We start from the raw sequence: 25,370 nt of genomic DNA on the forward strand, positions 1-25,370 counted from the left end.
CGAGCCACCTCACTTCCGACGGACAACCGTCAAACCCTGTCGGAAAAATCCGCGAAATCCTCAATCTGTAGGAGCTGCCGCAGGCTGCGATCTTTTGATTTTTAAACAGCGAGATCAAAAGATCGCAGCCTGCGGCGGCTCCTACACGGGCGTGGTGTGTTTAATCAGTTGGCGACTCGGGCGCCGGCGAGGCTGCCGCTCAGTTCGTAGGCGGCCAGTTCGGCCTGATGGGCGGCGAGGATTTCCGGCAGCGAGCCGCGCAGGTATTCGACCCACGTCTTGATCTTCGCATCCAGATATTGCCGCGACGGGTAGATCGCGTACAGGTTCAGCTCTTGCGAGCGGTAGTTCGGCATGACCCGCACCAGTGTGCCGTTACGCAATCCTTCTATCGCCGCATACACCGGCAGCACGCCCAGCCCCATGCCGCTAATGATCGCGGTTTTCATCGCGTCAGCGGAGTTCACCAAAAACGGTGAGCTGTTGATGGTGACCATTTCCTGGCCTTCCGGGCCGTCGAAGGCCCATTTCTCCAGCGGGATCACCGGACTGACCAGACGCAGGCAGGCGTGGTTCAGCAGGTCGCTGGGCTTTTGCGCGGCGCCATTGGCTTTCACGTAGGCCGGTGAGGCGCAGACGATGCTGTAGGTGATGCCCAGGCGTTGCGAAACGAAGCCTGAGTCCGGCAGTTCGCTGGCGAGCACGATGGACACGTCATAGCCTTCGTCGAGCAGGTCCGGCACGCGGTTGGCCAGGGTCAGGTCGAAGGTGACGTCCGGGTGGGTCTTGCGGTAGCGGGCAATCGCATCGATGACGAAGTGCTGGCCGATGCCGGTCATGGTGTGCACTTTCAATTGCCCGGCCGGGCGCGCGTGGGCGTCGCTGGCTTCGGCTTCGGCCTCTTCGACGTAGGCGAGGATCTGCTCGCAGCGCAGCAGGTAGCGTTTGCCCGCCTCGGTCAGGGCGATGCGCCGGGTGGTGCGGTTGAGCAGGCGGGTTTGCAGATGGGCTTCCAGGTTGGAGACCGCGCGCGAGACGTTGGCCGTGGTGGTGTCGAGTTGCACGGCGGCGGCGGTGAAGCTGCCGGCTTCGGCGACGCAACTGAAGGCGCGCATGTTTTGCAAAGTGTCCATGGGGTGCTCTCAAGGGAGATGGCAAATTGTGACACGAAGTTTCCGGGGCGAGACCCCCGACCAAGGGATTATCTCGTTAACCGTAACAAAGATTCACAGAAATCCCAGCTTATCGCCGCACAGGGCCTTCCATAGAATTGCGCCGATCCCTGTAGGAGCTGCCGAAGGCTGCGATCTTTTGATTTTGTTTTAAGGGAATCAAGGTCAAAAGATCGCAGCCTTCGGCAGCTCCTACAGAGGAAGCATCGATCCCCTCTCTCAGGAATTCGCAGCTGTGCCGCGTCGCATCAACAGAGCGCTTTTGTCGCTCAGTGTTCTGGCTTTTACCCTGGGTCTCGGCGGCTGCATCTCAACCGAAGGCATTGCTCCGCAGGGCAAGGGGTTGGACGCCAATTCACTGGCCACCGACGACGCCATCGCCCACGCTGCCCGTGACGCCAATTGGCCCACCGCACAATGGTGGCAAGCCTACGGCGACCCGCAACTCAATCGCTGGATCGACCTCGCCGTGCACGGCAGCCCGAGCATGGCCATGGCCGCTGCGCGAGTGCGTCAGGCCAAAGCCATGGCCGGTGTCGCCGAAGCGGCCGAGTCGTTGCAGATCAATGGCGAGTCGACCCTCAAGCGCCACAACTGGCCGACCGATCAGTTCTACGGCCCGGGCGATCTGGCCAACACCACCACCTGGGACAACAACGCCGCGCTCGGTTTCAGCTACGCCCTCGACCTCTGGGGCCGCGAAAGCAATAGCAGCGAGCGCGCCGTGGATCTGGCGCACATGAGCGCGGCCGAAGCGCGACTGGCGCAGCTGGAATTGCAGAACAACATCGTCCGCGCCTACATCGAACTGTCGCTGCATTACGCCCAGCGCGACATCGTCGCGGCGACGCTCAAGCAGCAACAGCAGATTCTCGATCTGGCGCAGAAGCGTTTGAACGGCGGGATCGGCACCCATTTCGAAGTCAGTCAGGCCGAGGCGCCGTTGCCGGAAACCCATCGGCAAATCGATGCGCTGGATGAGGAGATTGCCCTCAGTCGCAACCAACTGGCGGCGTTGGCTGGCAAGGGACCGGGCGAGGGCGCGCAGTTGCAACGCCCGACTTTGTCCCTCGGTGCTGCGCTGAAAATGCCGTCGGCGTTGCCGGCCGAATTGCTCGGCCAGCGTCCGGACGTGGTTGCCAGTCGCTGGCAGGTTGCGGCGCAGGCGCGCGGAATTGATGTGGTGCACGCCGGGTTTTATCCCAACGTCGATCTGGTCGGCAGTCTCGGTTACATGGCCACCGGTGGCGGCGCGCTGGAGTTTTTGACCGGCAAGAAACTCAACTACAACGTCGGCCCGGCAATCTCGCTGCCGATCTTCGACGGCGGGCGGTTGCGCTCGGAACTCGGTGAAGCCTCCGCTGGTTATGACATCGCCGTGGCGCATTACAACCAGACGCTGGTGAATGCGCTGAAGAACATTTCCGACCAGTTGATCCGCCGTGAATCGATGGACAAGCAGCAAGGCTTCGCTGCCGAGTCGGTGGCGACCGCGCAGAAAACGTACGACATCGCGATGATCGCTTATCAGCGTGGGCTTACCGATTACCTCAACGTGCTCAATGCGCAGACGTTGCTGTTCAAGCAACAGCAAGTGCAGCAGCAGGTGCAGGCGGCGCGCCTCAGTGCGCATGCCGAACTGGTGACTGCGCTGGGTGGCGGCCTCGGTGCCGGCAACGACGTACCGACTGCTGAAAAAACCCAGGCCCCGCAAACCCCGGCACTGCTGCGGTGAACCCAAAATATCTGGTGGGAATTTCCTCCTTTGGAGTTGACCCCAAACGCTGTGGCGAGGGGATTTATCCCCGTTCGGCGGCGCAGCCGTCGCAAAGCCAGTGCACGCGGTGTGACTGTGGGAATCGGGTCGTAGGTTTTGGGGCCGCTTCGCAGCCCAACGGGGATAAATCCCCTCGCCACAGGGGCTGTGTACGCCGTAGCAAATACTTCAATTCTCGATCATTGAGCAGAATGTAATGACTCCCTTGCCCGCACCGCTGCGCTGGCTTTACTCCCTGGAATGGCGCCGAGGTTTCTTCGACTGGGCGCGCAGCGATGGCGTGACCTGGGTCTACATCTTCAAGGTGTTGCTCGCCGCATTCCTCACGCTGTGGCTGGCGATGCGCCTGGAACTGCCGCAACCGCGCACGGCGATGATCACCGTGTTCATCGTCATGCAGCCGCAAAGCGGCCAGGTGTTTGCCAAGAGTTTCTATCGCTTCCTTGGCACATTGGCCGGGTCGGCGATGATGGTCGCGCTGATCGCATTGTTCGCGCAAAACACCGAACTGTTTCTCGGCTCGCTGGCGATCTGGGTTGGCATCTGCTCGGCCGGCGCCGCGCGTTGCCGCAACTTCCGCGCCTACGGTTTTGTCCTCGCCGGTTACACCGCCGCGATGGTCGGTTTACCCGCGCTGGCCCACCCGGACGGCGCGTTCATGGCCGCCGTATGGCGAGTGCTGGAAATCTCGCTGGGCATCCTTTGCGCGACCGTGATCAGCGCCGCGATCCTGCCGCAAACCGCCAGCGCCGCCATGCGCAACGCCTTGTATCAGCGCTTCGGCGTGTTCGCATTGTTTGTCACCGATGGCCTGCGCGGACGCAGCAAACCCGAGTCTTTCGAAGCCAGCAACGTGCGCTTCATCGCCGAAGCGGTGGGCCTTGAAGGCTTGCGCAGCGTGACGGTTTTCGAAGACCCGCACATGCGTCGGCGCAACGGTCGACTGAGCCGTTTGAACAGCGAATTCATGGGCATCACCACACGCTTCAACGCTTTGCACCAGTTGCTCGAACGCCTGCGCGGCAACGGCGAAGAACATGTGGTCGCAGCGATCAGACCAGGCCTGCAGGATCTTGCCGAAGTGCTCGACGGCTTCAGCGGCCGCGCCCTGACCAGCCCCGATGCCGCTCGTTTGGCAACTGCTCTGGCGACCTACAAAGAAGGTTTGCCGGCACGTGTGCGCAGCTTGCGCGCGATCTTTCAGGAGAGTGATCCGAGCGAAGCCGAACAACTGGATTTCCACACTGCGTACGAACTGCTCTATCGCTTCGTCGACGACCTGCACAGTTATGCACAGACCCACGCCTCTCTGGCCGATCACCGTCACGAACGCGAGCGCTGGGACGAGCCGTTCACCCCGCAAACCAACTGGTGGGCGGCCGCTGCCTCGGGCATTCGCGCCTCGTTTATTCTGGTGGTGCTCGGCAGTTACTGGGTCGCCACCGCGTGGCCAAGCGGCGCGACGATGACCCTGATTGCCGCCGCCACCGTGGGCCTCTCCGCCGCCACACCCAACCCGAAACGCATGGCTTTCCAGATGGCTTGCGGCACCTTCCTCGGTGCCCTGATCGGCTTCGTCGAGATGTTTTTCATCTTCCCGTGGATCGACGGTTTTCCATTGCTGTGCGTGATGCTCGCGCCAGTGATCGTGCTCGGCTCGTTCCTCACATCGCGCCCGCAATACGCCGGTGTCGGCCTCGGTTTGCTGATCTTCTTCAGTACCGGTTCGGTGCCGGACAACCTGACGATCTACAACCCCTACACCTTCATCAACGACTACATCGCCATGGTCATGGGTATGTTGGTCTGTGCCGCTGCCGGCGCAATCATTCTGCCGCCGAACAGTCGCTGGTTATGGAAGCGTCTGGAGCAGGACCTGCGCGGCCAGGTGGTCTACGCGATCAGCGGCAAACTCAAAGGCCTCGCGTCGAGTTTCGAGAGCCGTACCCGCGATTTGCTGCATCAGGCCTACGGTCTTGCGGCCGGGGAGCCGAAGGTGCAAAAGAATCTGCTGCGCTGGATGTTCGTGGTACTCGAAGTCGGCCACGCGATCATCGAGTTACGCAAAGAACAGGCGATCCTGCCGGTGCACCCGGCCTACGCCGAATCGCAGCCGTGGCGGCAGGCGATCCGCGTGATGGGTCGCGCGCTGGTGCGGCTGTTTCTGCAACCGAACGCCAGCAATCTCGAACGCGCACTGGTCGCCGTCGATCACGCCATCAGCCGAGTCGCGGCCACCGACGAACCGTTCGCGCCGCACTTCGATACCTCGGCGTTGCGCCGGGTGAAGAGCTATCTGCATTTCATCCGCACCTCACTGCTTGACCCGCAATCACCGCTCGCTGCCTACGCCATCGCCAAGCCCGAAGGACTTGCCCATGCCTCGTGAAATCGCCTTCCACGGCGTGTACATGCCGACCATGACCCTGATGTTTTTCATCGCTGCAGCGCTGGCCTGGGCGGTGGATCGGTTCCTGTCCGGGTTCGATCTGTACCGTTTTTTCTGGCACCCGGCGCTGCTGCGTCTGAGTCTGTTTACCTGTCTGTTCGGCGCCATGGCGCTGACTGTCTACCGTTGAGAATGTCACGATGAAAAAGTTTTTCAGCCTGCTCGCGACCCTGCTGGTGCTGGCCTTGGCGCTGTGGATCGGCCGCACGTTGTGGGAGCACTACATGAACACGCCGTGGACTCGCGATGGCCGCGTTCGCGCCGACATCATCAACGTCGCCGCCGACGTCACCGGTGAAGTGATCGATGTGCCGGTGCGCGACAACCAACTGGTGAAGAAGGGCGATCTGCTCATGCAGATCGACCCCGAGCATTACCGCATTGCGGTCAAGCAGGCGCAGTCGCTGGTCGCCTCGCGCAAGTCGACCTGGGAGATGCGCAAGGTCAACGCCCACCGCCGCGCCGACCTCGACAACCTGGTGATCTCCAAGGAAAACCGCGACGACGCCAGCAACATCGCCGACGCCGCATTGGCCGATTACCAACACGCTCAGGCACAACTGGAGGCCGCCGAACTCAACCTCAAACGCACCGAAGTACGTGCGGCGGTCGATGGTTACGTAACCAACCTCAACGTGCATCGCGGTGATTACGCGCGCATCGGCGAGGCGAAAATGGCAGTGGTCGACATGAACTCGTTCTGGGTTTACGGCTTCTTCGAAGAGACCAAATTGCCCCACGTGAAAATCGGCGATAAGGCCGACATGCAATTGATGAGCGGCGAAGTGCTCAAGGGCCATGTGGAAAGCATTTCCCGTGGCATCTACGACCGCGACAACCCGCAAAGCCGCGAGCTGATCGCCGATGTCAACCCGACCTTCAACTGGGTACGGTTGGCCCAGCGAGTGCCGGTGCGCATTCATATTGATCAAGTGCCGGAAGGTGTTCTGTTGGCGGCGGGGATTACCTGCACGGTGGTGGTGAATCAGGACGCTGTGGATAACTGATAGATCGAGTCGCTCCATTCGCGAGCAGGCTCGCTCCCACATGGGTAAGCATTTCAAATGTGGGAGCGAGCCTGCTCGCGATAAGGGCAACTCGGTGTCTCAGACCGATACCGAGTGATCACGAACTGCAAAACGTCTCCTGCAAATGCCGCCAAATCACTCGCCCGGACTCAAGTTTTTCAAACACCACCGTCGAACGCCGATCCGTATGCAATCCGTTCGCGTCCGCCTGCTGTTCGCGGTAGGTCACCGTCGCACCGCGCTCGTGTAATGCAATCCCGCACAGTTCGCTGAGCTCGATTTTGAACCCGCGCTTCTTCCCTCCAGCCATTTGAAACAATCCGCTCAACGCCTCGAAATCCAACACCCGGCCCAACGGCGAAACCATAGAGAATTCAGGCGAAAACCGCGCTAGCAGTCGCTCCAGTTCAGCGTCGTCTCCCTCCACGGCAAACCATCGTTCGATGGCTTCGTGTGCCTGAATCACTTCTTCAAAGTATTCGCTGTAGTCAGTCATGTAGATTTTTCCTTGAGGGGAGTTTGAGTCAGCAGCGCGAGCACTGCCGTCGAATCGAAGCGCAGCACGCTGACCATCGGCAGCATCGTCAGCAACGCGGCAGCGAGGAAGCAGTAGCGAAAACCATCGCCGCCCAATGCCCCCAGCAATGAGCTGAGCAACGCCGCGCCGAGGCAAAAACCAAGCTGGCGATTGATATTCCACAGCGCACTGGAGTGGCCCATTTTTTCTGTCGCGATGCCGACAAAGGCCAAGGTCTGCGCAGTGACGCTGCACAAACTGCCGCCCAGCCCCATCAGGGCGTAGGCGATGATCAGCGGGGCGCTCGCCGGTTGTTCGATGCGCATCAGCAGAGCAATGCCGAGGCATTGCAAAAGCATGCCGGCGCCGAGCAACGGCTTGGGGCCTACCCGGTTGAAGCTGCGTTTGCCGAGCATGATCGCGATGCCCGAACCCGCCGCCCATGGCAGCATCAGCGCACCGGTTTGCGCAGCGCCGACGCCGAGGTTGTGCAGGTACAACACGGCGATCATGTGAGTACCGGTGAACACACCGGGCACACACAGGTAAATCAACATCGCCAGACGTAATGACGGGTTCTTGATCAGTTGCAGATCGAGAATCGCCTCGGGTTTACGCCAGCCGTCGCGCAGATAAATGCACAGAGTCACAACGCTGAGCATCAATACGAAGAGGCCGAGCGTTCGGCTGTCGGTCTCGCTCACCAGACTGACGGCGATCAGCAACAAACTCAGGGCCGTTGCGGCCAGTAGCAAGCCGCGCGCATCCAGCGTCGGGCGTTCACTCGAAGGCTGATCGGGTTTCAACCAAAACAGGCCAAGGCCAAACGCGAGCAGCGCCACCGGCAAGTTCAAATAGAAAATCCATCGCCACGACAACGCCTGAACAATCAATCCACCCGCCGCCGGCGACAATGCTGGCACCATCAGCGCCACCAACAACACCACGCCGGTGAAATGCGCACGCTGCGACGGCGGAAACTGTCGATACGCCAACGCCTGACCGACTGGCAGCAGCAATCCGCCACCCAGCCCCTGCAACAACCGCCAGCCAATCAAGCTTTCAATTGATCCAGCTTGCGCCACCAGCGCCGAGCCAATCCCGAACAACAGCAGTGAAGCGAGAATCAGCCGTCGCTCACCCATCCGCGCCGCCAGCCACACGCTCAGCGGAATGATCAGCGTCAGGCCAAGCATGTAGGCGTTGCTGATCCACGCCAGTTGCGTGACAGACGCGTGCAATTGCTGAGCAATGTCGGGGTAGGCAATGCTGGCGACAAACATGTTCAGCAGGTCGAGGGCAAACCCTAGCAGATACACCAACGCGACTTTCGAGCGATAAGCCATGGCAGCTTCCCTGTAATGAGACGTGCAGGGTAAGGCGCTTACAGTCGTAGGAAAACGCTGGTTTGACTGTTAGTTTGTCAAAATGATTTTGACAGGGAGTACGCTGTATATGGTCAGCCTGGATCGTTTTGACACGTTCAAAGCCGTGGTCGAGGCCGGCTCATTGACGGCGGCCGCCGATACTTTGGGCCAGACCCGTGCCGTGGTGAGCTTCAATCTCAAGCGACTCGAAGAAGAGCTGGGTGTGACCTTGCTCACCCGCAACACGCGGCAACTGGCCCTGACCGATGCCGGCGAGCGTTTTTATCGCCGCTGTTTGCGCACCCTCGACGAGGCACGGCTGGCGATCGAGGAAGCGCGTTCAGAGCATTCACAGCTCAAGGGCACGTTGCGCATCACCACCACGGTGGAATTTGCCTTGGCTCAGGTGGTGCCGGCGCTGGAGGTGTTTCGCCAACAGCAGCCGCAGTTGAATATTCACCTGTCGACGTCTTCGACCCACGCCGATCTGATCTCCGAACGCTTCGACATGGCGATTCGCCTGGGGCGCATGCACGACTCCAATCTGCGCGCGGTGCAGCTGTCGACGTTCGAAGTGTTTGCGGTGGCGGCGCCTGCGTTGATCGAGCGTTTTGCGCCAGTTGCCACACTGGCGACGCTGGAGTCGATGCCAACCTTGGGCCACGGACGAGTGCCGGAAATGACGGTCGCCGACCCGGCCGGCGCCGAGCATGTCTACCAGCCAAAACCGGGGACCACCGCGATCGTTGCCGACAACTCGGCAACGCTGCGGGCGTTTGCATTGACCGGGCAGGGCGTGGCGATTCTGCCGCAATGGCTGATTCAGGATGATCTGGAGGCCGGGCGGTTGCAGCGTTTGCTCCCCGACTACCGCTTTGCCCGGCAAGGGGTCTACGCGCTATACCCGGACACCCGACATCTACCGCTGAAAGTGCGAGCGTTCATCGACTTCATGAAAACCTGGAACTAACGACTCCCCTGTAGGAGCTGTCGAGTGAAACGAGGCTGCGATCTGTTGATCTTCAAATCAACGTCAAAATCAAAAGATCGCAGCGTGCCGAAGCTCCTACAGTTGCCCACCCAAACCGAACCGCTTCATCAATGTCGACTCCAGCAATCCCTTGGGCACCAACAGCGCCAGCAACGGCAACGCCCGGCAGCCATTGCCGATACGGATCAAGCGCGGCGGCTTGCGCTGCTGCACCGCTTTGAGCAACTCGACAGCAAACTCATTGGCCGGCGTCGGTTTGTCCTGCGAAGCCCTGGCCCGGGCGCGAATGCCCTCGCGCAATGGAAACCATGGCGATTGTTCATTGATCAACAATTCGGCTTCATGCCCGGCATTCCTGGCGAAGCTCGACTGAATCGCCCCCGGTTGCACTTCCATCACGCGAATGCCGAAGGGCGCCAGTTCCATGCGTAACGCGTCGGTCAGCGCATGCACCGCCGCTTTCGACGCGCAGTAAGCGCCGGCAAACGGCGTAACCAGCACCCCCGAGACACTGCCGATATTCACCACCAGGCCTTTGGCCCGGCGCAATACCGGGAACAGCGCTCGCGTCACGCCGACAACTGAAAACACGTTGGTTTCGAACTGGCGCTGCATCGCCGTGACACCGCCATCGAGCAGCGGCCCCATGGCGCCATAACCGGCGTTGTTGATCAATACATCGAGGCCGCCGTGTTGCTGGTTGATCCGCTCGCCGAGTTGTTCCAGCGCCGCACTGTCATTGACGTCCAGTTGCACCGCAGTGAATCCGGCACTGCTCAATGCAGCAACATCCTCAGCCTTGCGCGCACTGGCCCAGACCTCGTAACCGGCGGCTTTGAACGCATCGGCGAGGGCGCGGCCAATACCGCTGGAACATCCGGTAATCAACGCAACGGGCATGGCGCATTCCTTGTGCAAAAAGTGGGGAAGTGGAATCAGTCGGAGAAACTGCCCTGCAAACGCTCGGCGCGGAACTCCAGGGTTTGCGGGCGATAACCGGGACGCAGCGGCGGCAGCGGCAAACAGTCTTGCCAGTTGCCACCGGCCTGCAATTCACCGGGGCCGCGATAACGTGGGGCAGTGTACTGATTGTCGGCGAGATTGACCGTGTCCCCCGGCGCGTAGGCGGCGATGCGCCAGCGCAGTTCGGTCAACGGCACGCTGTTGCCATTGTTCATGTTCAGTTGCAACGGACGATCAGCCGGGCATTGCTCGGGCGCGTAACTGATGCGCAGCTCAAGTCGCGCCAGTTGCTTGATCTCGCGGTTATCCAGCCAGACGACCCACATCGCCACCAGACCGAGGCCAATCGCGGCAGCCACTGAAACCGGCAAGGCCTTGGCCGGGTAGCGCAGCAACAGGACCAGCCAGGTGATGACCAGCAAAACGCCGATGAACATGTCGCACAACCTCGCGGGGATAGAGGGGCATCCTACCTAAGCGTAGGTGAGGTTGGCGATGGGCATCGGGACTTGCGGTGTCTGACCGGCCTCTTCGCGAGCAGGCTCGCTCCCACAGGGGAATGCATTTCAAGTGTGGGGGCGAGCTTGCTCGCGAAGGGGCCAGTTCGGGGAACGCTGAATCGGGACAAAAAAAGCCCCCGCCCAACCCACTGCGGATAGGGGACGCAGCGGGCTGGACGGGGGCTTCTTGTCTTGCTGAACGTTATTGCGCGATGGTCTTCACCGACACGCCGCGTTCGACCGGGGTGGAGCGGCCGTAGATATCTTCGAAGCGTTCGATGTCGTCTTCACCCAAGTACGAACCCGATTGCACTTCGATGATTTCCAGCGGGATCTTGCCAGGGTTGCGCAGGCGATGCACCGAAGCGATCGGGATGTAGGTCGACTGGTTTTCGCAGAGCAGGAATACGTTTTCATCGCAGGTCACTTCGGCAGTGCCGCTGACCACGATCCAGTGTTCGGCGCGGTGATGGTGCATCTGCAGCGACAGGCACGCGCCCGGTTTCACCGAGATGTGCTTGACCTGGAAACGCCCGCCCATGTCCACCGAGTCATACGAGCCCCACGGACGATAGACTTCGCAGTGGTTCTGGGTTTCGCTACGGCCCTGCTCGTTGAGCGTGTTGACCATCTGCTTGACGCCCTGAACCTTGTCTTTGTGGGCAATCATCATGGCGTCTTTGGTTTCGACCACGACGATGTTTTCCAGACCGATCACCGACACCAGTTTGCCGTTGCCGTGGATCATGCAGTTCTTGCTGTCCTGGATCACCACGTCGCCTTTGGTGACGTTGCCGTTGGCGTCTTTCTCGTTGACTTCCCACAGCGACGACCAGCAGCCGACATCACTCCAGCCAGCGGTCAGCGGCACGACGCAGGCGCGCTGGGTTTTTTCCATGACGGAATAGTCGATGGAGTTGTCCGGGCAGCAGGCGAAGGTGGCTTCGTCGAAGGTCACGGTGTCGTTGTCCTGCTCGCTGCGCTCAAGGGTCAGCAGGCAGGTGTCGTAGATGTCCGGATCGTGCTTTTTCAGCTCTTCGAGGAAGCGGCTGGCGCGGAACAGGAACATGCCGCTGTTCCAGTAGTAACCGCCGGATGCGACGTACTCGGTGGCACGTTTGACGTCAGGTTTTTCGACGAAGTGCGAGACGCGGCTGACGCCCTCGGGCAACAGCGAATCACCGGTGGACTTGATGTAGCCGTAACCGGTTTCCGGTTTGGTCGCCGGTACCCCGAACAGGACCATTTCGCCGTTTTCAGCCGCGACGGTCGCGAGGGCGAGGGCACGTTGCAGGGCTTTCTGGTCTTCCAGCACGTGGTCCGCCGGTAGCACCAGCATCAGTTCGTCACGACCTTCATTGACCAGCATCATCGCGGTCAGCGCCACGGCCGGCGCGGTGTTGCGGCCGAACGGTTCCATCAGGATGCGCTGGCATTCGAGATTACGATTGGCCAACTGCTCGTTGACGATGAAGCGGTGATCCTTGTTGCAGACCACGATCGGAGTGTCCATGCCTTCGAACACCAGACGTTCGAGGGTCTGCTGGAACAATGTGTGTTCGCCGGTCAGAGCGAGGAATTGCTTGGGGAACTGCTTACGCGAAAGCGGCCAAAGACGTGAACCGCTACCACCTGACAAGATCACCGGAATCATATTGTTTACTCCATAAAATCGATTGGTTAGAGGCACGAACGCTGTGTCGTTTCACTCTTGTTTTTGTCTCGTACCGAGAGGCGGTCTCTGTAGGAGCTACCGAAGGCTGCGATCTGTTGATCTTGATCCTGAGAAAAATCAAAAGATCGCAGCCTCGTTTCACTCGACAGCTCCTACAGGGGTCAGCGTCTCATCGGGAATTTGTTAGCGAGTCGATACCGGGCGTTTCACCCAGACTGGCGACAGGCTGCTGCCGCTGCCGGTGACGTACAGCACCGCTGCTTCACCGCGCTCCAGGGCGACCGGTTTTACGTCGCCGACTTTCTTGTCACCTTCGTACAGCGCCAGGCTGACTTTCACCGGGTTGATTTCACGTTCGCCACGGCCCTTGGCGGCCACGTTCGGCACCACGTCGGTCTTGCCGTCGGCGGTCTTCAGAGTCAGCGGCTTGTCGCTGAGGTTCTGCACGCGCACCAGGGATTTCTGCTTGTTCTTGAACGGCGGTTCTTCGATCAGTTGCGGCGCGCCGGAAGCGTTGTTGACCAGGGTGTAGTAGTGGTCACCGGCGAGCTTCACCGGCAGGGTCTGGCTGCCGACCTTGGCGCTGTAATCACCGCCCGGCATGAAGCTGAAGTCGCTGCTGGCCAATGGCGCAACGTCGCTCAGGTTGGTGCTGCCAACGGTGGCGCTGACTTCAGCGTTGCTGGCGTTGTAGACACGCACGAAGGTCGAGCCTTTCGGTGCGGTCGGGCCGTACAGGGCGGCGTCGCCACCGGCGAAGGCAGGGACGGAAAGCACGCTGAGGCCAGCAACCAATGCGAAGCTTTTAGCGAGACGACGAGGAGTAGGAGTGAAAGTCATGGTGTACCTCTCTTTCAGTTTTGCGCCCGATCGGGCGTCTCGGATTTAGTGTTGATTGCTACGTTTTGTTGGCGCGCGCCGGCTTGTTTAAGCTCTGCGACCCACTGCGGGTCGGCGTCGCCGATTTCGTTGTTCACAGGCAGATATCGTTCAGGAAACTCCCAGATCAGCACCTGTGGCGGGCTGTTCTTGAAGTCATCGCTTTTCAGGTAGCTGAGCATGGGCAGGATCGGCCCGTGGCCGTCTTCGGCGTAGCTCACCACGTCGCTGTGCAGCGCTTGTTTCAGTGCTCCGACGAAGTTCCAGTTGGGGTTGGCGCTGTAGCTGGTGCCGACCAGTGCCACCGGCACTTCATTGCTGGCGAACAGCGCGTCGCCGCCGGCAGGCTGATCACCGGCCGCGACGGTGTTGCGCTTTTGCAGCGGCTCTTGCGCCGGCATCAGGTTTTCGAACAGCGGATCGAGCGGCAGGAACAAGCGCAGATCGCCCTTGTGCGTGACCTTCTCCGCTGGCGTGGTGACGAAGCGTTGCGGCTCGCCGCTGAGCGGGAACTTGTCGGCGATGGTGTTCGCCAGGGTGTTCGCGGCGATCTCGGCGCCTTCCGGCGTCCAGTGCGTGTCGGTGCGCAGGAACACTTGCTGACCGCTTTGCTTGGCCTGTTGGAACGGCTTGAGCAGGTCAGGGGCGAGGATCTTGTCGGCGGCTACACGAGCATGGAAATCCTGATAGAGATTTTCGTGGATGCTCGCCGGTTTCACTTCACCCAGATGCTCCGGGTACAGACGAACCTTGGCCGGGACGATCGCCATCACCAGTTTCACGCCTTTCGCTTTGAGGGTCTGGCGCACGCCTTCAACCAGCGCGTAATTGCCTTGCAGGTTCAGCTCTTCGTTGACGATCGGGTTGAATTCTTCATCGCTGTACAACCACTGATCGCGACCGAGCACCACGCCCGGACGACCTTCGTTGAACAGTTTGAAATCCAGCGCGGCCCAGAGGTTGGTGCCCAGGCGCTTGATCGGGAATTCATCGTCGTAATGGGTTTCCACAGCCTTGGTCCAGCGGCCGTTGAGCACCGTCGCCTCGGCATTGGTGCTGAAGCCGAAGAAGCTGCGAACCGACCATAAACCGAGGACCAACAGGGTCACCAGGAACAGGGCGATGTAGAAGATGCGTAATGAGCGGGTCATGTCAGATCCCTCAGAACTGGAAGTAAAGGAACGGCGAGAAGCTTTGCGCCGAGAGTTTGAGAATCGAGGCGATGAACAGCAGCAGAATCAAGCCGCGCATCACGTAGCGGGACCAGTCCGCGCTCCAGTAGGCCGGTTGCACCTGGGCTTCGATGCCGACGGTGTAGCCAGGCTCATGGATGCTCGCCGGGTTTTCGCCGGGTGCGGCTTTGATCATTCCCGGAGTCGCCGTGGCAGGGCCGTTGGCCTCGACGTTGACTTCAGGCTTGGTCTTGGCCGGCGGCTGATGGGTGTACAGATCGCGCAGGCCGAAGAAGGCCAGCGTCACGTACGCCACAACCAGGGTCGCCACTTGCAGACCGGTAAGGCTGGCCTGATTGAGTTCCGACAGCGACCAGTCGCCGAAGCTGAACATTGCGCCGTACATGCGGCCGGCAACGTGCAGGTTCTCGGCACGGAAGATCACCCAGCCCATGACCACCAGCAGGAAGGTCAGCGCCCAGCGGATCGGGTTGAGACTGCGCGGCGAGGTGTTCAGGCCCAGCGCTTTTTCAATCGCCAGCCACATGCCGTGCCAGGCGCCCCAGACGATGTAGGTGATGTTCGCGCCGTGCCACAGACCACCGAGGAGCATGGTTAGGAACAGGTTGCGATAGGTCATCAGCGTGCCTTTACGGTTACCGCCGAGGGTGATGTACAGATAGTCACGCAGCCAGGTCGACAGGCTGATGTGCCAGCGGCGCCAGAACTCGGTGATCGACTGGCTGATGTACGGCTGCTTGAAGTTTTCCATGAAACGGAAACCCATCATCAAGCCCAGACCGATGGCCATGTCGCTGTAACCGGAGAAGTCGAAATAAAGCTGCGCGGTGTACGCCAGCGCGCCAAGCCAGGCGTCACCCGTGGTCGGGTTTTGCAGGGCGAAGCAATGGTCAGCGACCACCGCGAGGGTGTCGGCGATGAAGACCTTCTTGATGAAACCCTGCATGAACCGCGTGCAGCCCTCGGAGAACTTGTCGAGGGTGTGCGTGCGATTGTTGAACTGATCGGCGAGGTCGCGGAAACGCAACACCGGGCCGGCAATCAAGTGCGGGAAGATCGCTACGAAGGCGGCGAAGTCGATCAGATTGCGCGTGGCCGGGGTGTCGCCGCGATACACGTCGATGATGTAGCTGATCGATTCGAAGATGTAGAACGAGATACCGATCGGCAGCAGCACGTGGGTGAGGATGAACGGCTCAAGACCGACCGACGTCATCATCGCGTTGATGCTGTCGACACCGAAATTGGCGTACTTGAAGTAGCCGAGGATGCACAAATCGACTGCGACACCGAGCAACAGCCAGCGCTGCGCCGGTTTGGTTCTGACGCCAGCGGCACCGACTTTGAGGCCGATCCAGTAGTTCCACAGCGTGACCGCGGCGAACAGCGCGAGAAAGTCCACCCGCCACCAGGCGTAGAAGACGTAGCTGGCGATCAGCAGCAGCAAGTTGCGATAGCGTTGCCCGCTTAAGTAATACAAGCCGAGAAAGATCGGCAAGAACAGAAACAGGAACACGTTGGATGAAAATACCATCCCGATCTCTCCATGTTTGAACCAACAGTCAAGGGCCAAAGCCCCCCCAGACCCCCCGTGGTAGTGGAGGGGTGAAACGGTGTTTCTGTCAGGGTTGTGCCGGGCCTTGAAATCTTTCCCTCACCCCCCGCCCTCTCCCGGAGGGAGAGGGAGCCTGATCTCCATGGTTTTCAGAAAAGGAGATCAACTCGGTATTTCTGTGCAGCCTGATCTCGGTTGTTTTTCAACGCCTGAGATCAACTCGGTATTTCTGTGCAGCCTGATCTCGGTTGTTTTTCAACGCCTGAGATCAACTCGGTATTTCTGTGCAGCCTGATCTCGATTGTTTTTCAACACCTGAGATCGACTCGATATTTCATTTCGGCGTAACTCGCACAGCCACCTCGGTCAGTCCCCTCTCCCTTTGGGAGAGGGTTAGGGTGAGGGGCTTTTGCTTTTCGCCTTTCATGAACCCTTGTTGCCCTTTTCATGGGACGGGTCGTAGACCTTGGTCAGGTCGCCGCCGAGGCGGAAGGTCTTGAACGGCTGCATGCCATGCTTCTTCTCGATGACATCCGGCGCACAGGTGTAGAGCGTGCAGAACGGTTCGAGCCAGGCGAATTTCATGTCCTCTTTCAAGTCGGTCATGTCCTGCTCTTTGCCGTTCTTCTTCTCGAATTCATCCGGGTCTTTCACCCCCGACAACACCCGATCACCCAGGCGTTTCAGCGCACCGTTGTTTTCCTGGCGCAAATCAACCCCGTTGACCTGGGCGAAACTGGCGATCATCGCCAGCGGCGGCAAGGCGTAGTTGTGATAGGCGAGGGCGCGTTGCTGGCGCTTGAGTTCGTTCGGCAGGAAGCCGTCGGCATCGACTTGATTGGCGCCGACCTTGTATTCCTTCACTGCCCAGTCAAACAGGTCGCGGCGGTTGGTCGCGACCGAGGTCGCCATCACCGACCAGGCGGCCCAGTACGAGTGGTTGTTGGTTTTTTCCAGCGGCAGGTTGTCCCAGTCGCTGACGACCTGGTCGGCCATTTTGCTGAACCACGCCTCGATCACCTGCGCTTCCTGCTGATGCTGCGCCAGCGGATGCGAGTCGGAGAACTTCAGGCGAATGTACGAAGAGGCCATGCTGCCCAACGCCCATTTGCGCATCGACTTGCCGGTGTGGTTGAAGTCTTTCGACATCAACGCATCGGCCTTGGCCCAAGCGGTCAGCCAGTTCAGCGTGCAATCGAGCTGCTCCGGACGACCGTCGCGCATGAACTGCATCACCCGTTTGGCGGTGCCGCGTTCCAGCGTGGTGATGTCTTTGGTGGTGTCGCGGAAGGCTTTTTCCGACTGCACGTTCAGCGTCGAACGCGCCTTGTCCGAACCTTCGTATTTGCTGCGAAATTGCAGCGGCCCGGTGTACGGCGCCGGCATTGCATCGCAGCCTTCGCTGTTGTCACCGGTCTTGAATTTATCCACAGGCGCAAAGTAACCCTGTGGTGGACGCAGTGGCGCGGCGGCCTGAGTCGCCCCGGCGAACATCGCCAGGCTCAGCAGCGTTGGTGCCAGAAAAGATTTCAATTTCGGATTTCGCATAGCAGACCTCATTGCCCGACCTGAGCGGTTTGTTGCCCAGCGCCCGGGAATACGTTGCGTTTGCAGATTTTCGCTTCGACTTTCTGTGGCGCGGTACCCGCTTCCGGGCCCTGGACTTCGACCGCCAGCAGGTTTTGCGAGGCCCAGTCTTCGTCCGTGCGCAGCTCAAAGGCGAAACGACCGTCGGTGTCGGAGGTTTCCGGTTTCTCGATCTTGATGTCCTCGTGCGACCGTTCATGTACCAGAGGGTGGCTTGCAGGGTTTTCACCGAAGGGTCGGCGAAGCGGATGTCGACCTGATGGCTGCTGTTCTGCAGGTTCAGGTTCTTGCTGTTGACCAGCAGTTCTTGTTTGCCGCCAGGCTTGAGCGTGGTGCTCGCGGTCATCTGTGCGTCTTTGCCTTCGCAGCCGTTGTCGAGAAGAGACATCATCTGGCGATAGATGGTTTCCTGGTCGAGGCGATACAGCGGCGAGAATTCCCAGATGAGGATTTTCGGCGGCGTCTTCTGGAATTCGTCGCTGCCGAGGTACTGCAACATCGAACCTTCCAGACCACCGCCGGGGAACGCGACGTTGAGAATGTCGGCGCCGATGGCTTCTTCGAGGAAACCGGCGAAGTTGTAGTTCTTGCCGCTGTGCGAAGTACCGACGAGGGTGATTTGCGGGTTGCCGGAATCGCCGAACAGATCGCCGTCGCCTGCCTCGCCTTTCGGCTCGGTGGTGAACTGATCCATGTACTGGATCGCGTAGCTGGTGCCGCACAGTTGCCCGGCCATGTTGTGCAGGGTGCCGGTCTTGCCCATGCGCCCGGAGCGCTTGGTCTCGAATTCACGCTTGGGCACGTCGGCGAAGGCCGGGATCTGCTTGACCTTCTCGGCGACGATTTTCGCCGTGCGCTGTGCGCCGTATGGCGTCCAGTGTTGGTCGCCACGGAAGTAGAAATCGTGGGCGGGCAGGGTGTCCGGCAGCGATTCGTTGGTCAGCGGCGACAGGTCTGGCACGACGTAACCCATCTTGGCGAAACGGCCGAGCATGGTCTTGTAGTTGCCCAGCGCTTTCTCGTAATCGAACGCGGCTTTTTCCTGCGGGTTGAGCTTGTTGCGATTCACCAGGCCACGGGTCGGCTGGTAAACGATCACCAGCTCAACGCCTTTGGCCTTGAACGCATCGTGCAACTGTTGCAGGCGTTTGTAGCCGGCCGGGGTGGTGTTGAACTCGGTGCGCAGATCTTCCTGAGTGCGGAACAACCAGTCGCCTTGCGCCTGCACCAGCGTGGTGAAGTTCTGCTGATAGCGCGTGGTGTAGTTCTTCGCGTCATGCGCAGCCGGGCACAGGTTGCAGCACGGTTCGGCGCTGAACTTCGGCGGTGTCGCAGCGGCGCCTTCATCGGCGCGGGCGCCGTTGCTGGCCGCGAGAATGCCCACGGTCAGGGCCGACAGGCTGAGTAATTTGATCAAGTGTGGGTGCATAAAATTATCCTCAGTCCTGCATTTCGGTCTGGCGTTCGACAGGGTCGATCAGCACGGCTTTCTGCTGGCGCACCAGCAGGTCGAGAATTTCATCCTGGCGCTCGCCGAGGATGCCGTTGAAGCTGATGCCGCTGGATTTGGTCGGCGCCAGCATCGACACGCGATACAGCTCGACACTCAAAGGCGAATCGATCGACAGCGGGCCGCTGCCATTGGCCGCCAGCTCACCGCCAACGACGATCAGCGACACCTGCGCATCGAACGGATCGAGCTTGATGTCACGGTCGGTGTCGCTCAGGTCCTTGATGTGGCCGTAGACGCCGGTCAAGCCGTTGGCCATGGCGACGTTTTCGTAGAGGCGGATGTTCACGCTGTTACGAATGCGGATGCCGTGGCGCTTGTTGCTGATGACCTTGTTGCCCCACAGCAGGTTGTCGGCGGACTCGTAGAGGGTGATGCCGTCAGTGTGGTTCTTGTAGATCTCGTTGTAGGCAATGATGTTGTTGACGCTGTTACGGTCGATCACCAGGCCCGAGAGGTGGTTGTCGAAGCTCTTGTTGTTGAAGATGAAGCTGTCGTTGACCTCACGGGAAATGATGATCCCGTGCTTCTTCTTCGTGCCGTGCACAGTGTTCTCGGCAATGATCAGGCCGTGGGAACGGTCGTGCGGGTCGATGCCGTAAACGATGTTGTCTTTGTAGGTGTTGCCCTTGACCACGAAGTCGCGGGTCTCGTAGCAGTAGAAGCCGTACCACATGTCGGAGAACTCGGAGCCGACGATCCAGCCAGTCGGTTCAGGACGCTTGAGGACCTTGGCCATGTTCGGCGTGTATTGGGAAATACTCACGCCGTACGACTTACTGTTGGCGTAGCCGAAGCTGGCCATCTTGCTGTTGACGATGTAGGTCTCGGTGCCACCCCAGGCGAGCAGGAACGGACGGAATTCCTTCGGCGAACGGAAGGTCGCCGGGCCGTTGTCCTTCTCGCGCCAGCCCGTGATTTTGGTATCACGCACGAACAACTGACCGTCGTTGACCAGGAACGAACCGGCCTCTTGCGACAGGCGCAGTTCCTGAGTCTGGCCGTCGATTTCGAGGATGCCTTTGCGGCCGACAACGATCGGCAGCTTCGACAGATACACGCCCGGCGAGGTCTCGCTGAAGTACTGCTTGGGCAGTTTCTTCGCCAGATCCTTGAGGTTCATGTAGCCGTCGTCGACGAAGATTGCCTGCGGGATGCCGTGCTGACGCACCACCCATTCGGCCATCTTGTTGTCGCCGCCGATGAAGTCCTTCAGGGCGTCTTCCTGCATCATCCGGCGCACGCTGATCTTGCCCGGTTTGCTGCGGACGATTTTCGCCGCAGCGGCTTCGGCAGTGAAGCCGGAAAGGTCAGGCAATTTCGGCTTGGCCAGTTGCAGCGCCTCGGTCGGCGCGCTGCTGACGGTGTAGGTCTTGGCTTGCTGCAGCTCTTTGGCCACGGTGGCCGGCTTGGCCGGTTGTGGCGCCGTCGGCTCCACATTGGCGAAGGCGCCGGCGCTGGCCAGCAGCATCGCGCCGGCCAGCAGGCTGAGTGAGCCTGTCCTGGTGCTGATCATGTCGGGCACTCCCTTGGCGGTTTGCATCAGAAGCGCCAGATCACGTCGATGAACGCGCGGTGCATGTACGAATCAACCTGCTTGCCGTAGGCATCGCCCGGTTTGAACACACCGCCACGGAAACGCACGAGGGCCGAAGGCTCGTCGATTGACTGGCTCAACGCCGCCGGCAACAGGCCTTGCTTGAAGTACTTGGTGACGACAAGGTCCATCTCCTGACCGAGATCCTTGTTGCCGTCTTCAAGCGGCAGCGAGGTGCTGGACAGGATTGCGCCGGTGACGTCGTCGGTGTTGTTTTCCACCGCATTGATGCCGTTGCTGCCGACCGGCTTGTTGCCGTCGACGCGCCAGAACTTGTGGTAGATCAGGCTGGCGTCGTACTCGTCGTTGACCATCCACGAACCGAACAGCGTTGCGGTCTGCATGTTGTTCATTTCGCCACGGAAGGCTTCGCCGAAACGGTGAACGCGCGAGCGAGTACCGGTGTAGTTGGAGCGGTTGCTTTCCAGACCGTTCTGCTCGTAATCGGCGCTGGCGCGGGCATACGCACCGCCGACTTGCCATTGCGGATCGAGGCGCAGACGCACACCGATGTCGGTGGCCCAGCCGTTGACGTCATCGCTGCGCTTGGCTTGCGCCGGGCGCGAACCATCGGCGTTCAGCGCGTTGACCGAGTCGCGGTCGCCGCTCATGCCGGTGATGCTGCCCCAGTAGTTGACGGTGTTGGTGTTGCGCCAGTTGTAGGCGTCGCTGTCGGCGGTCAGGCCGAGCCAGCTGATGTCGCCGTTCTGGGTTTTATCCAGCGAGTCGCGCGGAACGCCCGGCTCGGCGTAATCGAGTTTGCCGTCATCGTGGGTGTGATGACCGCGAATGCCGACCCACTGGCCCGGTGTCCACTGATAAGCGGCATCGGCGTAGGCGTGCAGGCGATCCTTGTCTTTCGGCGCCAGCTCTTTCAAGTCGGTGCGGTATTCGCTGAAGCGTTCGGCGACACCGGCGTTGGCGCGCAGCAGGGTGGTGTCGAAGGTCCAGTTCAGCGCTTCGATGTTGGTGTCGCGCCATTGGCCGTCGTCATTGCGCAGACGCTGGCGACCGAGCTTGAGGATCTCGCCGGGGTAGGGCGTGAAGCCGCTGTAGCCGACCCAGAACTCGCGCATCGCCAGGTAGTTTTTCTTGGTTTCACGATCACCGCTGTCGGTGGTTTGTGCACCGTCGGATTGTTGCAGGGTGTCGGTTTCAATGATGTCGGTCGAGGTCACGGCCTGGCCCATCGCGTAGGCGCTCCACGCGCCGCTTTCGCCGTAGATCCACGGACGCAGGTCGAGGCCGACGCCGTTGACGTCGCCGCCGCTGGCGGTGCCGAGGTCACGGTCGTCTTCGGACTGGCCGGTGACTTTCACTTCGAGGCCGAAGTTCTTGGTTTCAGTCATCGCGGCCAGTGTCGGGCAAGACCAGATCAGCGCGAAGGTGAGGCCAATACCGGCCTTCACGAATGGATTCAACTTCATAATTTTTCCTCGCCGTCTTCTTCTTGCAGGGCGTGCAGTTGCAGCGTGTTCTGGTTCAGAGCGCCACGGCTGGCTTGCTCCTGTTGCAGCAGGCGTTGGGCTTCGGCCAGACGCTCGGGCGGCAATTGCGCAGCGAGGGTGGTCGCCAGCTCATCGGCTTGCGGGGTATTTTGTGCTTTGGCCAATTGGCTGAACACGTAGGCGTTGAGCGGATCGGGCTTGGTGCCCTTGCCTTGGGAGAACAGTTGGGCGATGGCGAAGTCGGCGCTGTTCTGGCCGTTGCGTGCAGCGGTCAGCAGGTGGTCGAGAGCCTTCTGCGGGTAGACCTTGCCGAGGTAGCCACGGCGATAGATCTGGCCGAGGTAGTAGTCGGCGGCGACTTCGCGGCCGACGGCTTTCTGGAAATGTTCTTCGGCGACTTTGGCGTCGGCCGGAACCATTTTGCCTTCGTAGTAGAGCTTGCCCAGCAACAGCTCGGCGCGCGGTTGATCGGCGGCGCGGCCGTTGTCGAGGTACTTCATCATCTGATCGACGTCGCCCAGTTCGGGGTAGTCGTAGAGCAATTGCGCGAGGGTCACCCACGATGCCGGGTAGCCCGGAGCGATCGGCTCAAGCAACGACTGCGCGGTTTTCTCATCGGTCTTGCCCAGGGTCGAGTCGGCCAGTACGCGGGCCACGGAATCGACGCGCTGCGCGGTGACGGTGCCACGGCTGTAACCGGCCTGCAGTTGCTTGATCAGCTCAGCTTGTTGCTCAGGCTGGGCGCGTTTCTGGTAAACGGTGGCCAGTTCGACGTAGCAAATATCGGTGGTGTTGAGCGCGGCTTTGCAGATTTTTTCCACGTCATCCAGGTGCTGGTCGTAGGTGCCTTGGGTGCGATACAGCAGCACTTGGGCCAGACCCGCTTCCGGGTAACCGGATTTGCGCCACTGATCGATCTGCTGCTGCGCGTTGATGTTGGGGAAGCTGTGCGGGTATTGCAGGTAGAGCATCGCCAGCGGAATCAACGTGTTGCCTTCGCCATTGGCGGCGGCTTTTTTCAGCAGGCTTTCGGCTTCGTGGTGCTCGGCTTCGGTGGAACCTGGTTTGGCCACCAGCAAGCGACCGAGACGCGCCTGGGCACGCGGCGAAACACTGGCCGCTGCACGATAAGTCGCTTCGGCCTGTTTCATTTGCTCAGGGTCGCGGCTGTCGACCTGGATATCGGCGAGGCCGACTTGCGCTTCGCTGTAACCCAGATCGGCCAGTTGTTGATAGTTCTGCGCTGCAGTGGCGGTGTCGCCACGCTTCAGCGCTTCGTTGGCCAGACGCTGATCGGGCAGGCCGGCGCAACCGGCGAGACTCACCGCCAGCGCCAAGGCACACACCGTCCCCATGTAGGAGTGAGCCTGCTCGCGATTCAGGCGGCGCGGTACATCAGACACACCGCGCTGATCCAATCGCTGGCAGGCCAGCTCCCACAGGGATCGCGGTGTTTTCAGGATGGGTGGAGTAGTCACAGGCATGTCCTCGACTTAAAGACCGGCAGCCATGGCTTTGTCGATCAGCCAGTTCAGGTTCGGGCCACGGTCGCTGTTCACTTCCACCGGGCGGCCGGCGAAGCTGCTGTCGAGCGGCTCGTCTGGCTGGATCTGCACGCGGATGTCGGAGGACAGGTCGGCGCTTTTCAGGCTGGTGCTGCTGACGATCTTGCCGGTGCGGGTCTTGTCTTCGCCGGCGATCTGGAAGCTCACCGGGGTACCCGGACGCACGTCGCCGAACTGGCGATAGGAGAAGCGGGCATCAACGGTGGCCTGGGTGTTGCGCGGCACCAACTGGAAGATCACATCGCCCTTGCTCGCGTATTGACCGTCAGCCACCAGTTGCTGCGCCACGGTGCAATCGCACGGCGAAGTCAGGGTGCCGGTCATTTGCTTGCCAAAGAGTTCTTCAACCTTGGCCGGGGCCAGTTGGTCTTCGTCCAGATGCCCCTTGAGCACGTCGAGCATGCTGGTGCTGAAGGTCGCCAGCGGCGCGCCTTTCGCTGCGACGCCGTCGGACTTGATCAGGCTCTGCACGGTGCCGTCGCGCGGCATGGTGATGTTCATCCCCGGCACGCTGACGAGGCCAGCCTGCGCGTGGCTGACGAAGTACATGCCGTACACCGATTTGAAAATGAAGCCTGCCGCAACCAGACCGACGACAAACACGCCCGCGCTGAAGGTCACTGCCTTCAAACGACCGAACGGGGTCATGCCGGAGCCACCGTCCTTGACCTTGCGCGCCTTGGTGAAATTGTCGCGCTGCAGGGTCGCCAGCACTTCGCCGATGCTGACGATGTCGCCGGCCAGGTGCGAAGTGATCAGGTGACGCAGGGTGGAAATGTCCTGCTGCTCGAGGTTCTGGAACTGGCAGCCAACACGGCCGGTCGGGCGGTCGTAGGAACGCACTTGCAGTTCAACGTCCATGGCCAGGCCGAGGTTGTCGATGACGAATTGCAGCCGCGCCTTGTACACCTCGCCAAGGGTCAGCGGCATTTGCCCGGCGTTGAACGCCAGACCACCGGCAGACAGGTCGATGACCCGCGCTTCGACCGGTGTCCGGTCAGGGCCGAAGAAGCGCAGTTTGGCCGGGATTTTTACGCGGGCGTGTTGGCGCTGGGCTTCGGATTCATGCACTACGTTGACGTTCACGGCGGTATTCATAGGGGCGATTTCCTTGTTAATTCAATAGGGGCGGGTCAGACCATCATCAGCAGCACGGCGACAAAAATGCTGCCGGCGGAGAAGGTCATGGTCCGAGACGACCAGGTGTTGAACCAACGTTGAAAGCTGGCGAGATCACGGGTCAGGGAAGTGGGTTGGCGCGTCCAGGATTGTTGGTCGAGGCGGAAGAACACGTAGATCTTCACCATCGCGCCGACGATCTGGTTGTAATAAAGAATCGCTGGATAAGCCGGGCCGATCCGGTGACCGGAGCACGACAACAGCAGGGTCAGGATCAGGCGGGTGATGCCGATCCACAGCAGATAAACCAGGATGAACGCGGTGCCGTATTTGAAGCTGGCGATGATCGCCACGGTCAGGCCGAGCAACGAGGTCCACATCGATACGCGCTGGTCGAACAGCACCACCGAGGTGAAGGCGCCGAGGCGTTTCACACCCAGGCCCAGCGCGCGCGAGTGCTGGCGCAGGGTGGTGCCGT

General features: G+C 60.5%; 19 protein-coding genes and 2 pseudogenes. 5 read left to right on the plus strand and 16 right to left on the minus strand.

Annotation, left to right across the window (positions count from 1 at the left end; all coding sequences use genetic code 11):
* Positions 1–164 precede the first annotated feature (164 nt).
* Complete coding sequence (locus ACIPZE_RS15105) at positions 165–1,133, minus strand: LysR family transcriptional regulator (RefSeq protein WP_400773611.1); 969 nt, start codon at positions 1,131–1,133, stop codon at positions 165–167.
* A gap of 274 nt (positions 1,134–1,407) precedes the next feature.
* Here ACIPZE_RS15105 and ACIPZE_RS15110 point away from each other — a divergent pair, with 274 nt between their 5' ends.
* The 4 genes from ACIPZE_RS15110 to ACIPZE_RS15125 all read left to right on the plus strand — a co-directional run bounded on the left by ACIPZE_RS15110 (position 1,408) and on the right by ACIPZE_RS15125 (position 6,405).
* Positions 1,408–2,907 (plus strand): efflux transporter outer membrane subunit, encoded by a 1,500-nt coding sequence (locus ACIPZE_RS15110; RefSeq protein ID WP_400773613.1) that lies wholly within the window; start codon positions 1,408–1,410, stop codon positions 2,905–2,907.
* A gap of 238 nt (positions 2,908–3,145) precedes the next feature.
* Entirely contained in the window at positions 3,146–5,338 is a 2,193-nt protein-coding gene (locus tag ACIPZE_RS15115) for an FUSC family protein (RefSeq protein ID WP_400773615.1), read from the plus strand.
* A complete protein-coding gene (locus tag ACIPZE_RS15120; RefSeq protein ID WP_007914106.1) occupies positions 5,328–5,528 on the plus strand; it encodes a DUF1656 domain-containing protein in 201 nt (66 codons plus the stop codon). Before ACIPZE_RS15115 ends, ACIPZE_RS15120 begins: the two co-directional genes overlap by 11 nt.
* A 10-nt stretch (positions 5,529–5,538) precedes the next feature.
* Complete coding sequence (locus ACIPZE_RS15125) at positions 5,539–6,405, plus strand: efflux RND transporter periplasmic adaptor subunit (RefSeq protein WP_400773616.1); 867 nt, start codon at positions 5,539–5,541, stop codon at positions 6,403–6,405.
* Between the two features lie 118 nt (positions 6,406–6,523).
* On the opposite strand, the gene ACIPZE_RS15130 is transcribed toward ACIPZE_RS15125, so the two are convergent.
* Both ACIPZE_RS15130 and ACIPZE_RS15135 read right to left on the minus strand, forming a co-directional pair.
* Complete coding sequence (locus tag ACIPZE_RS15130; RefSeq protein WP_283437616.1) at positions 6,524–6,922, minus strand: DUF4440 domain-containing protein; 399 nt, start codon at positions 6,920–6,922, stop codon at positions 6,524–6,526.
* Positions 6,919–8,289 carry an MFS transporter gene (locus ACIPZE_RS15135; RefSeq protein ID WP_283437615.1) on the minus strand — a complete coding sequence of 457 codons (1,371 nt, stop codon included), beginning with the start codon at positions 8,287–8,289 and terminating at the stop codon, positions 6,919–6,921. Before ACIPZE_RS15135 ends, ACIPZE_RS15130 begins: the two co-directional genes overlap by 4 nt.
* A gap of 109 nt (positions 8,290–8,398) precedes the next feature.
* Here ACIPZE_RS15135 and ACIPZE_RS15140 point away from each other — a divergent pair, with 109 nt between their 5' ends.
* Complete coding sequence (locus ACIPZE_RS15140; protein WP_283437614.1) at positions 8,399–9,280, plus strand: LysR family transcriptional regulator; 882 nt, start codon at positions 8,399–8,401, stop codon at positions 9,278–9,280.
* Positions 9,281–9,376: 96 nt separating this feature from the next.
* On the opposite strand, the gene ACIPZE_RS15145 is transcribed toward ACIPZE_RS15140, so the two are convergent.
* The 13 genes and pseudogenes from ACIPZE_RS15145 to ACIPZE_RS15205 all read right to left on the minus strand — a co-directional run.
* A complete protein-coding gene (locus ACIPZE_RS15145) occupies positions 9,377–10,201 on the minus strand; it encodes an SDR family oxidoreductase (protein WP_283437613.1) in 825 nt (274 codons plus the stop codon).
* A gap of 35 nt (positions 10,202–10,236) precedes the next feature.
* Positions 10,237–10,701, minus strand: a complete 465-nt coding sequence (locus tag ACIPZE_RS15150) for a multidrug transporter (protein WP_400773619.1) — start codon at positions 10,699–10,701, stop codon at positions 10,237–10,239.
* Between the two features lie 265 nt (positions 10,702–10,966).
* A complete protein-coding gene (locus tag ACIPZE_RS15155; protein WP_400773621.1) occupies positions 10,967–12,418 on the minus strand; it encodes a mannose-1-phosphate guanylyltransferase/mannose-6-phosphate isomerase in 1,452 nt (483 codons plus the stop codon).
* A 204-nt stretch (positions 12,419–12,622) separates the two neighbouring features.
* Complete coding sequence (locus tag ACIPZE_RS15160) at positions 12,623–13,279, minus strand: alginate O-acetyltransferase AlgF (protein ID WP_400773623.1); 657 nt, start codon at positions 13,277–13,279, stop codon at positions 12,623–12,625.
* A 14-nt stretch (positions 13,280–13,293) separates the two neighbouring features.
* The gene (locus tag ACIPZE_RS15165) at positions 13,294–14,469 is read right to left on the minus strand and encodes an alginate O-acetyltransferase (protein WP_283437610.1); all 1,176 of its coding nucleotides are present in this window, start codon (positions 14,467–14,469) and stop codon (positions 13,294–13,296) included.
* Positions 14,470–14,479: 10 nt separating this feature from the next.
* Entirely contained in the window at positions 14,480–16,045 is a 1,566-nt protein-coding gene (locus ACIPZE_RS15170; protein ID WP_283437609.1) for an MBOAT family protein, read from the minus strand.
* 444 nt (positions 16,046–16,489) lie between these two features.
* Positions 16,490–17,614 carry a mannuronate-specific alginate lyase gene (locus ACIPZE_RS15175; protein WP_129389416.1) on the minus strand — a complete coding sequence of 375 codons (1,125 nt, stop codon included), beginning with the start codon at positions 17,612–17,614 and terminating at the stop codon, positions 16,490–16,492.
* A gap of 8 nt (positions 17,615–17,622) precedes the next feature.
* Positions 17,623–19,082: pseudogene (locus tag ACIPZE_RS15180) on the minus strand (alginate O-acetyltransferase).
* A gap of 10 nt (positions 19,083–19,092) precedes the next feature.
* Positions 19,093–20,679: a mannuronan 5-epimerase AlgG gene (gene algG / locus ACIPZE_RS15185; RefSeq protein WP_400773628.1), complete on the minus strand. Its 1,587-nt coding sequence runs from the start codon at positions 20,677–20,679 to the stop codon at positions 19,093–19,095.
* 26 nt (positions 20,680–20,705) lie between these two features.
* Entirely contained in the window at positions 20,706–22,187 is a 1,482-nt protein-coding gene (locus tag ACIPZE_RS15190; RefSeq protein WP_400773630.1) for an alginate export family protein, read from the minus strand.
* Positions 22,184–23,686: an alginate biosynthesis TPR repeat lipoprotein AlgK gene (gene algK / locus ACIPZE_RS15195; protein ID WP_400773633.1), complete on the minus strand. Its 1,503-nt coding sequence runs from the start codon at positions 23,684–23,686 to the stop codon at positions 22,184–22,186. The genes ACIPZE_RS15190 and algK overlap by 4 nt, the downstream gene beginning before the upstream one ends.
* A gap of 15 nt (positions 23,687–23,701) precedes the next feature.
* The gene (locus ACIPZE_RS15200) at positions 23,702–24,871 is read right to left on the minus strand and encodes a PilZ domain-containing protein (protein ID WP_400773636.1); all 1,170 of its coding nucleotides are present in this window, start codon (positions 24,869–24,871) and stop codon (positions 23,702–23,704) included.
* A 35-nt stretch (positions 24,872–24,906) separates the two neighbouring features.
* Positions 24,907–25,370, minus strand: a pseudogene (locus ACIPZE_RS15205) (glycosyl transferase); the annotation flags it as partial.

Source organism: Pseudomonas sp. NPDC089741 (assembly GCF_044748825.1).
Lineage (GTDB): Bacteria > Pseudomonadota > Gammaproteobacteria > Pseudomonadales > Pseudomonadaceae > Aquipseudomonas > Aquipseudomonas helmanticensis.

Bases quoted from the DNA above. Each gene is read 5' to 3' on its own strand.
- ACIPZE_RS15140 (WP_283437614.1), top strand. From the start codon at position 8,399: ATGGTCAGCCTGGATCGTTTTGACACGTTCAAAGCCGTGGTCGAGGCC.
- ACIPZE_RS15105 (WP_400773611.1), bottom strand. From the start codon at position 1,133: ATGGACACTTTGCAAAACATGCGCGCCTTCAGTTGCGTCGCCGAAGCC.
- ACIPZE_RS15175 (WP_129389416.1), bottom strand. From the start codon at position 17,614: ATGCGAAATCCGAAATTGAAATCTTTTCTGGCACCAACGCTGCTGAGC.
- ACIPZE_RS15155 (WP_400773621.1), bottom strand. From the start codon at position 12,418: ATGATTCCGGTGATCTTGTCAGGTGGTAGCGGTTCACGTCTTTGGCCG.
- algG (WP_400773628.1), bottom strand. From the start codon at position 20,679: ATGATCAGCACCAGGACAGGCTCACTCAGCCTGCTGGCCGGCGCGATG.
- ACIPZE_RS15200 (WP_400773636.1), bottom strand. From the start codon at position 24,871: ATGAATACCGCCGTGAACGTCAACGTAGTGCATGAATCCGAAGCCCAG.
- ACIPZE_RS15115 (WP_400773615.1), top strand. From the start codon at position 3,146: ATGACTCCCTTGCCCGCACCGCTGCGCTGGCTTTACTCCCTGGAATGG.
- ACIPZE_RS15150 (WP_400773619.1), bottom strand. From the start codon at position 10,701: ATGTTCATCGGCGTTTTGCTGGTCATCACCTGGCTGGTCCTGTTGCTG.
- ACIPZE_RS15120 (WP_007914106.1), top strand. From the start codon at position 5,328: ATGCCTCGTGAAATCGCCTTCCACGGCGTGTACATGCCGACCATGACC.
- ACIPZE_RS15165 (WP_283437610.1), bottom strand. From the start codon at position 14,469: ATGACCCGCTCATTACGCATCTTCTACATCGCCCTGTTCCTGGTGACC.
- ACIPZE_RS15125 (WP_400773616.1), top strand. From the start codon at position 5,539: ATGAAAAAGTTTTTCAGCCTGCTCGCGACCCTGCTGGTGCTGGCCTTG.
- ACIPZE_RS15130 (WP_283437616.1), bottom strand. From the start codon at position 6,922: ATGACTGACTACAGCGAATACTTTGAAGAAGTGATTCAGGCACACGAA.
- ACIPZE_RS15145 (WP_283437613.1), bottom strand. From the start codon at position 10,201: ATGCCCGTTGCGTTGATTACCGGATGTTCCAGCGGTATTGGCCGCGCC.
- ACIPZE_RS15160 (WP_400773623.1), bottom strand. From the start codon at position 13,279: ATGACTTTCACTCCTACTCCTCGTCGTCTCGCTAAAAGCTTCGCATTG.
- ACIPZE_RS15135 (WP_283437615.1), bottom strand. From the start codon at position 8,289: ATGGCTTATCGCTCGAAAGTCGCGTTGGTGTATCTGCTAGGGTTTGCC.
- ACIPZE_RS15190 (WP_400773630.1), bottom strand. From the start codon at position 22,187: ATGAAGTTGAATCCATTCGTGAAGGCCGGTATTGGCCTCACCTTCGCG.
- ACIPZE_RS15170 (WP_283437609.1), bottom strand. From the start codon at position 16,045: ATGGTATTTTCATCCAACGTGTTCCTGTTTCTGTTCTTGCCGATCTTT.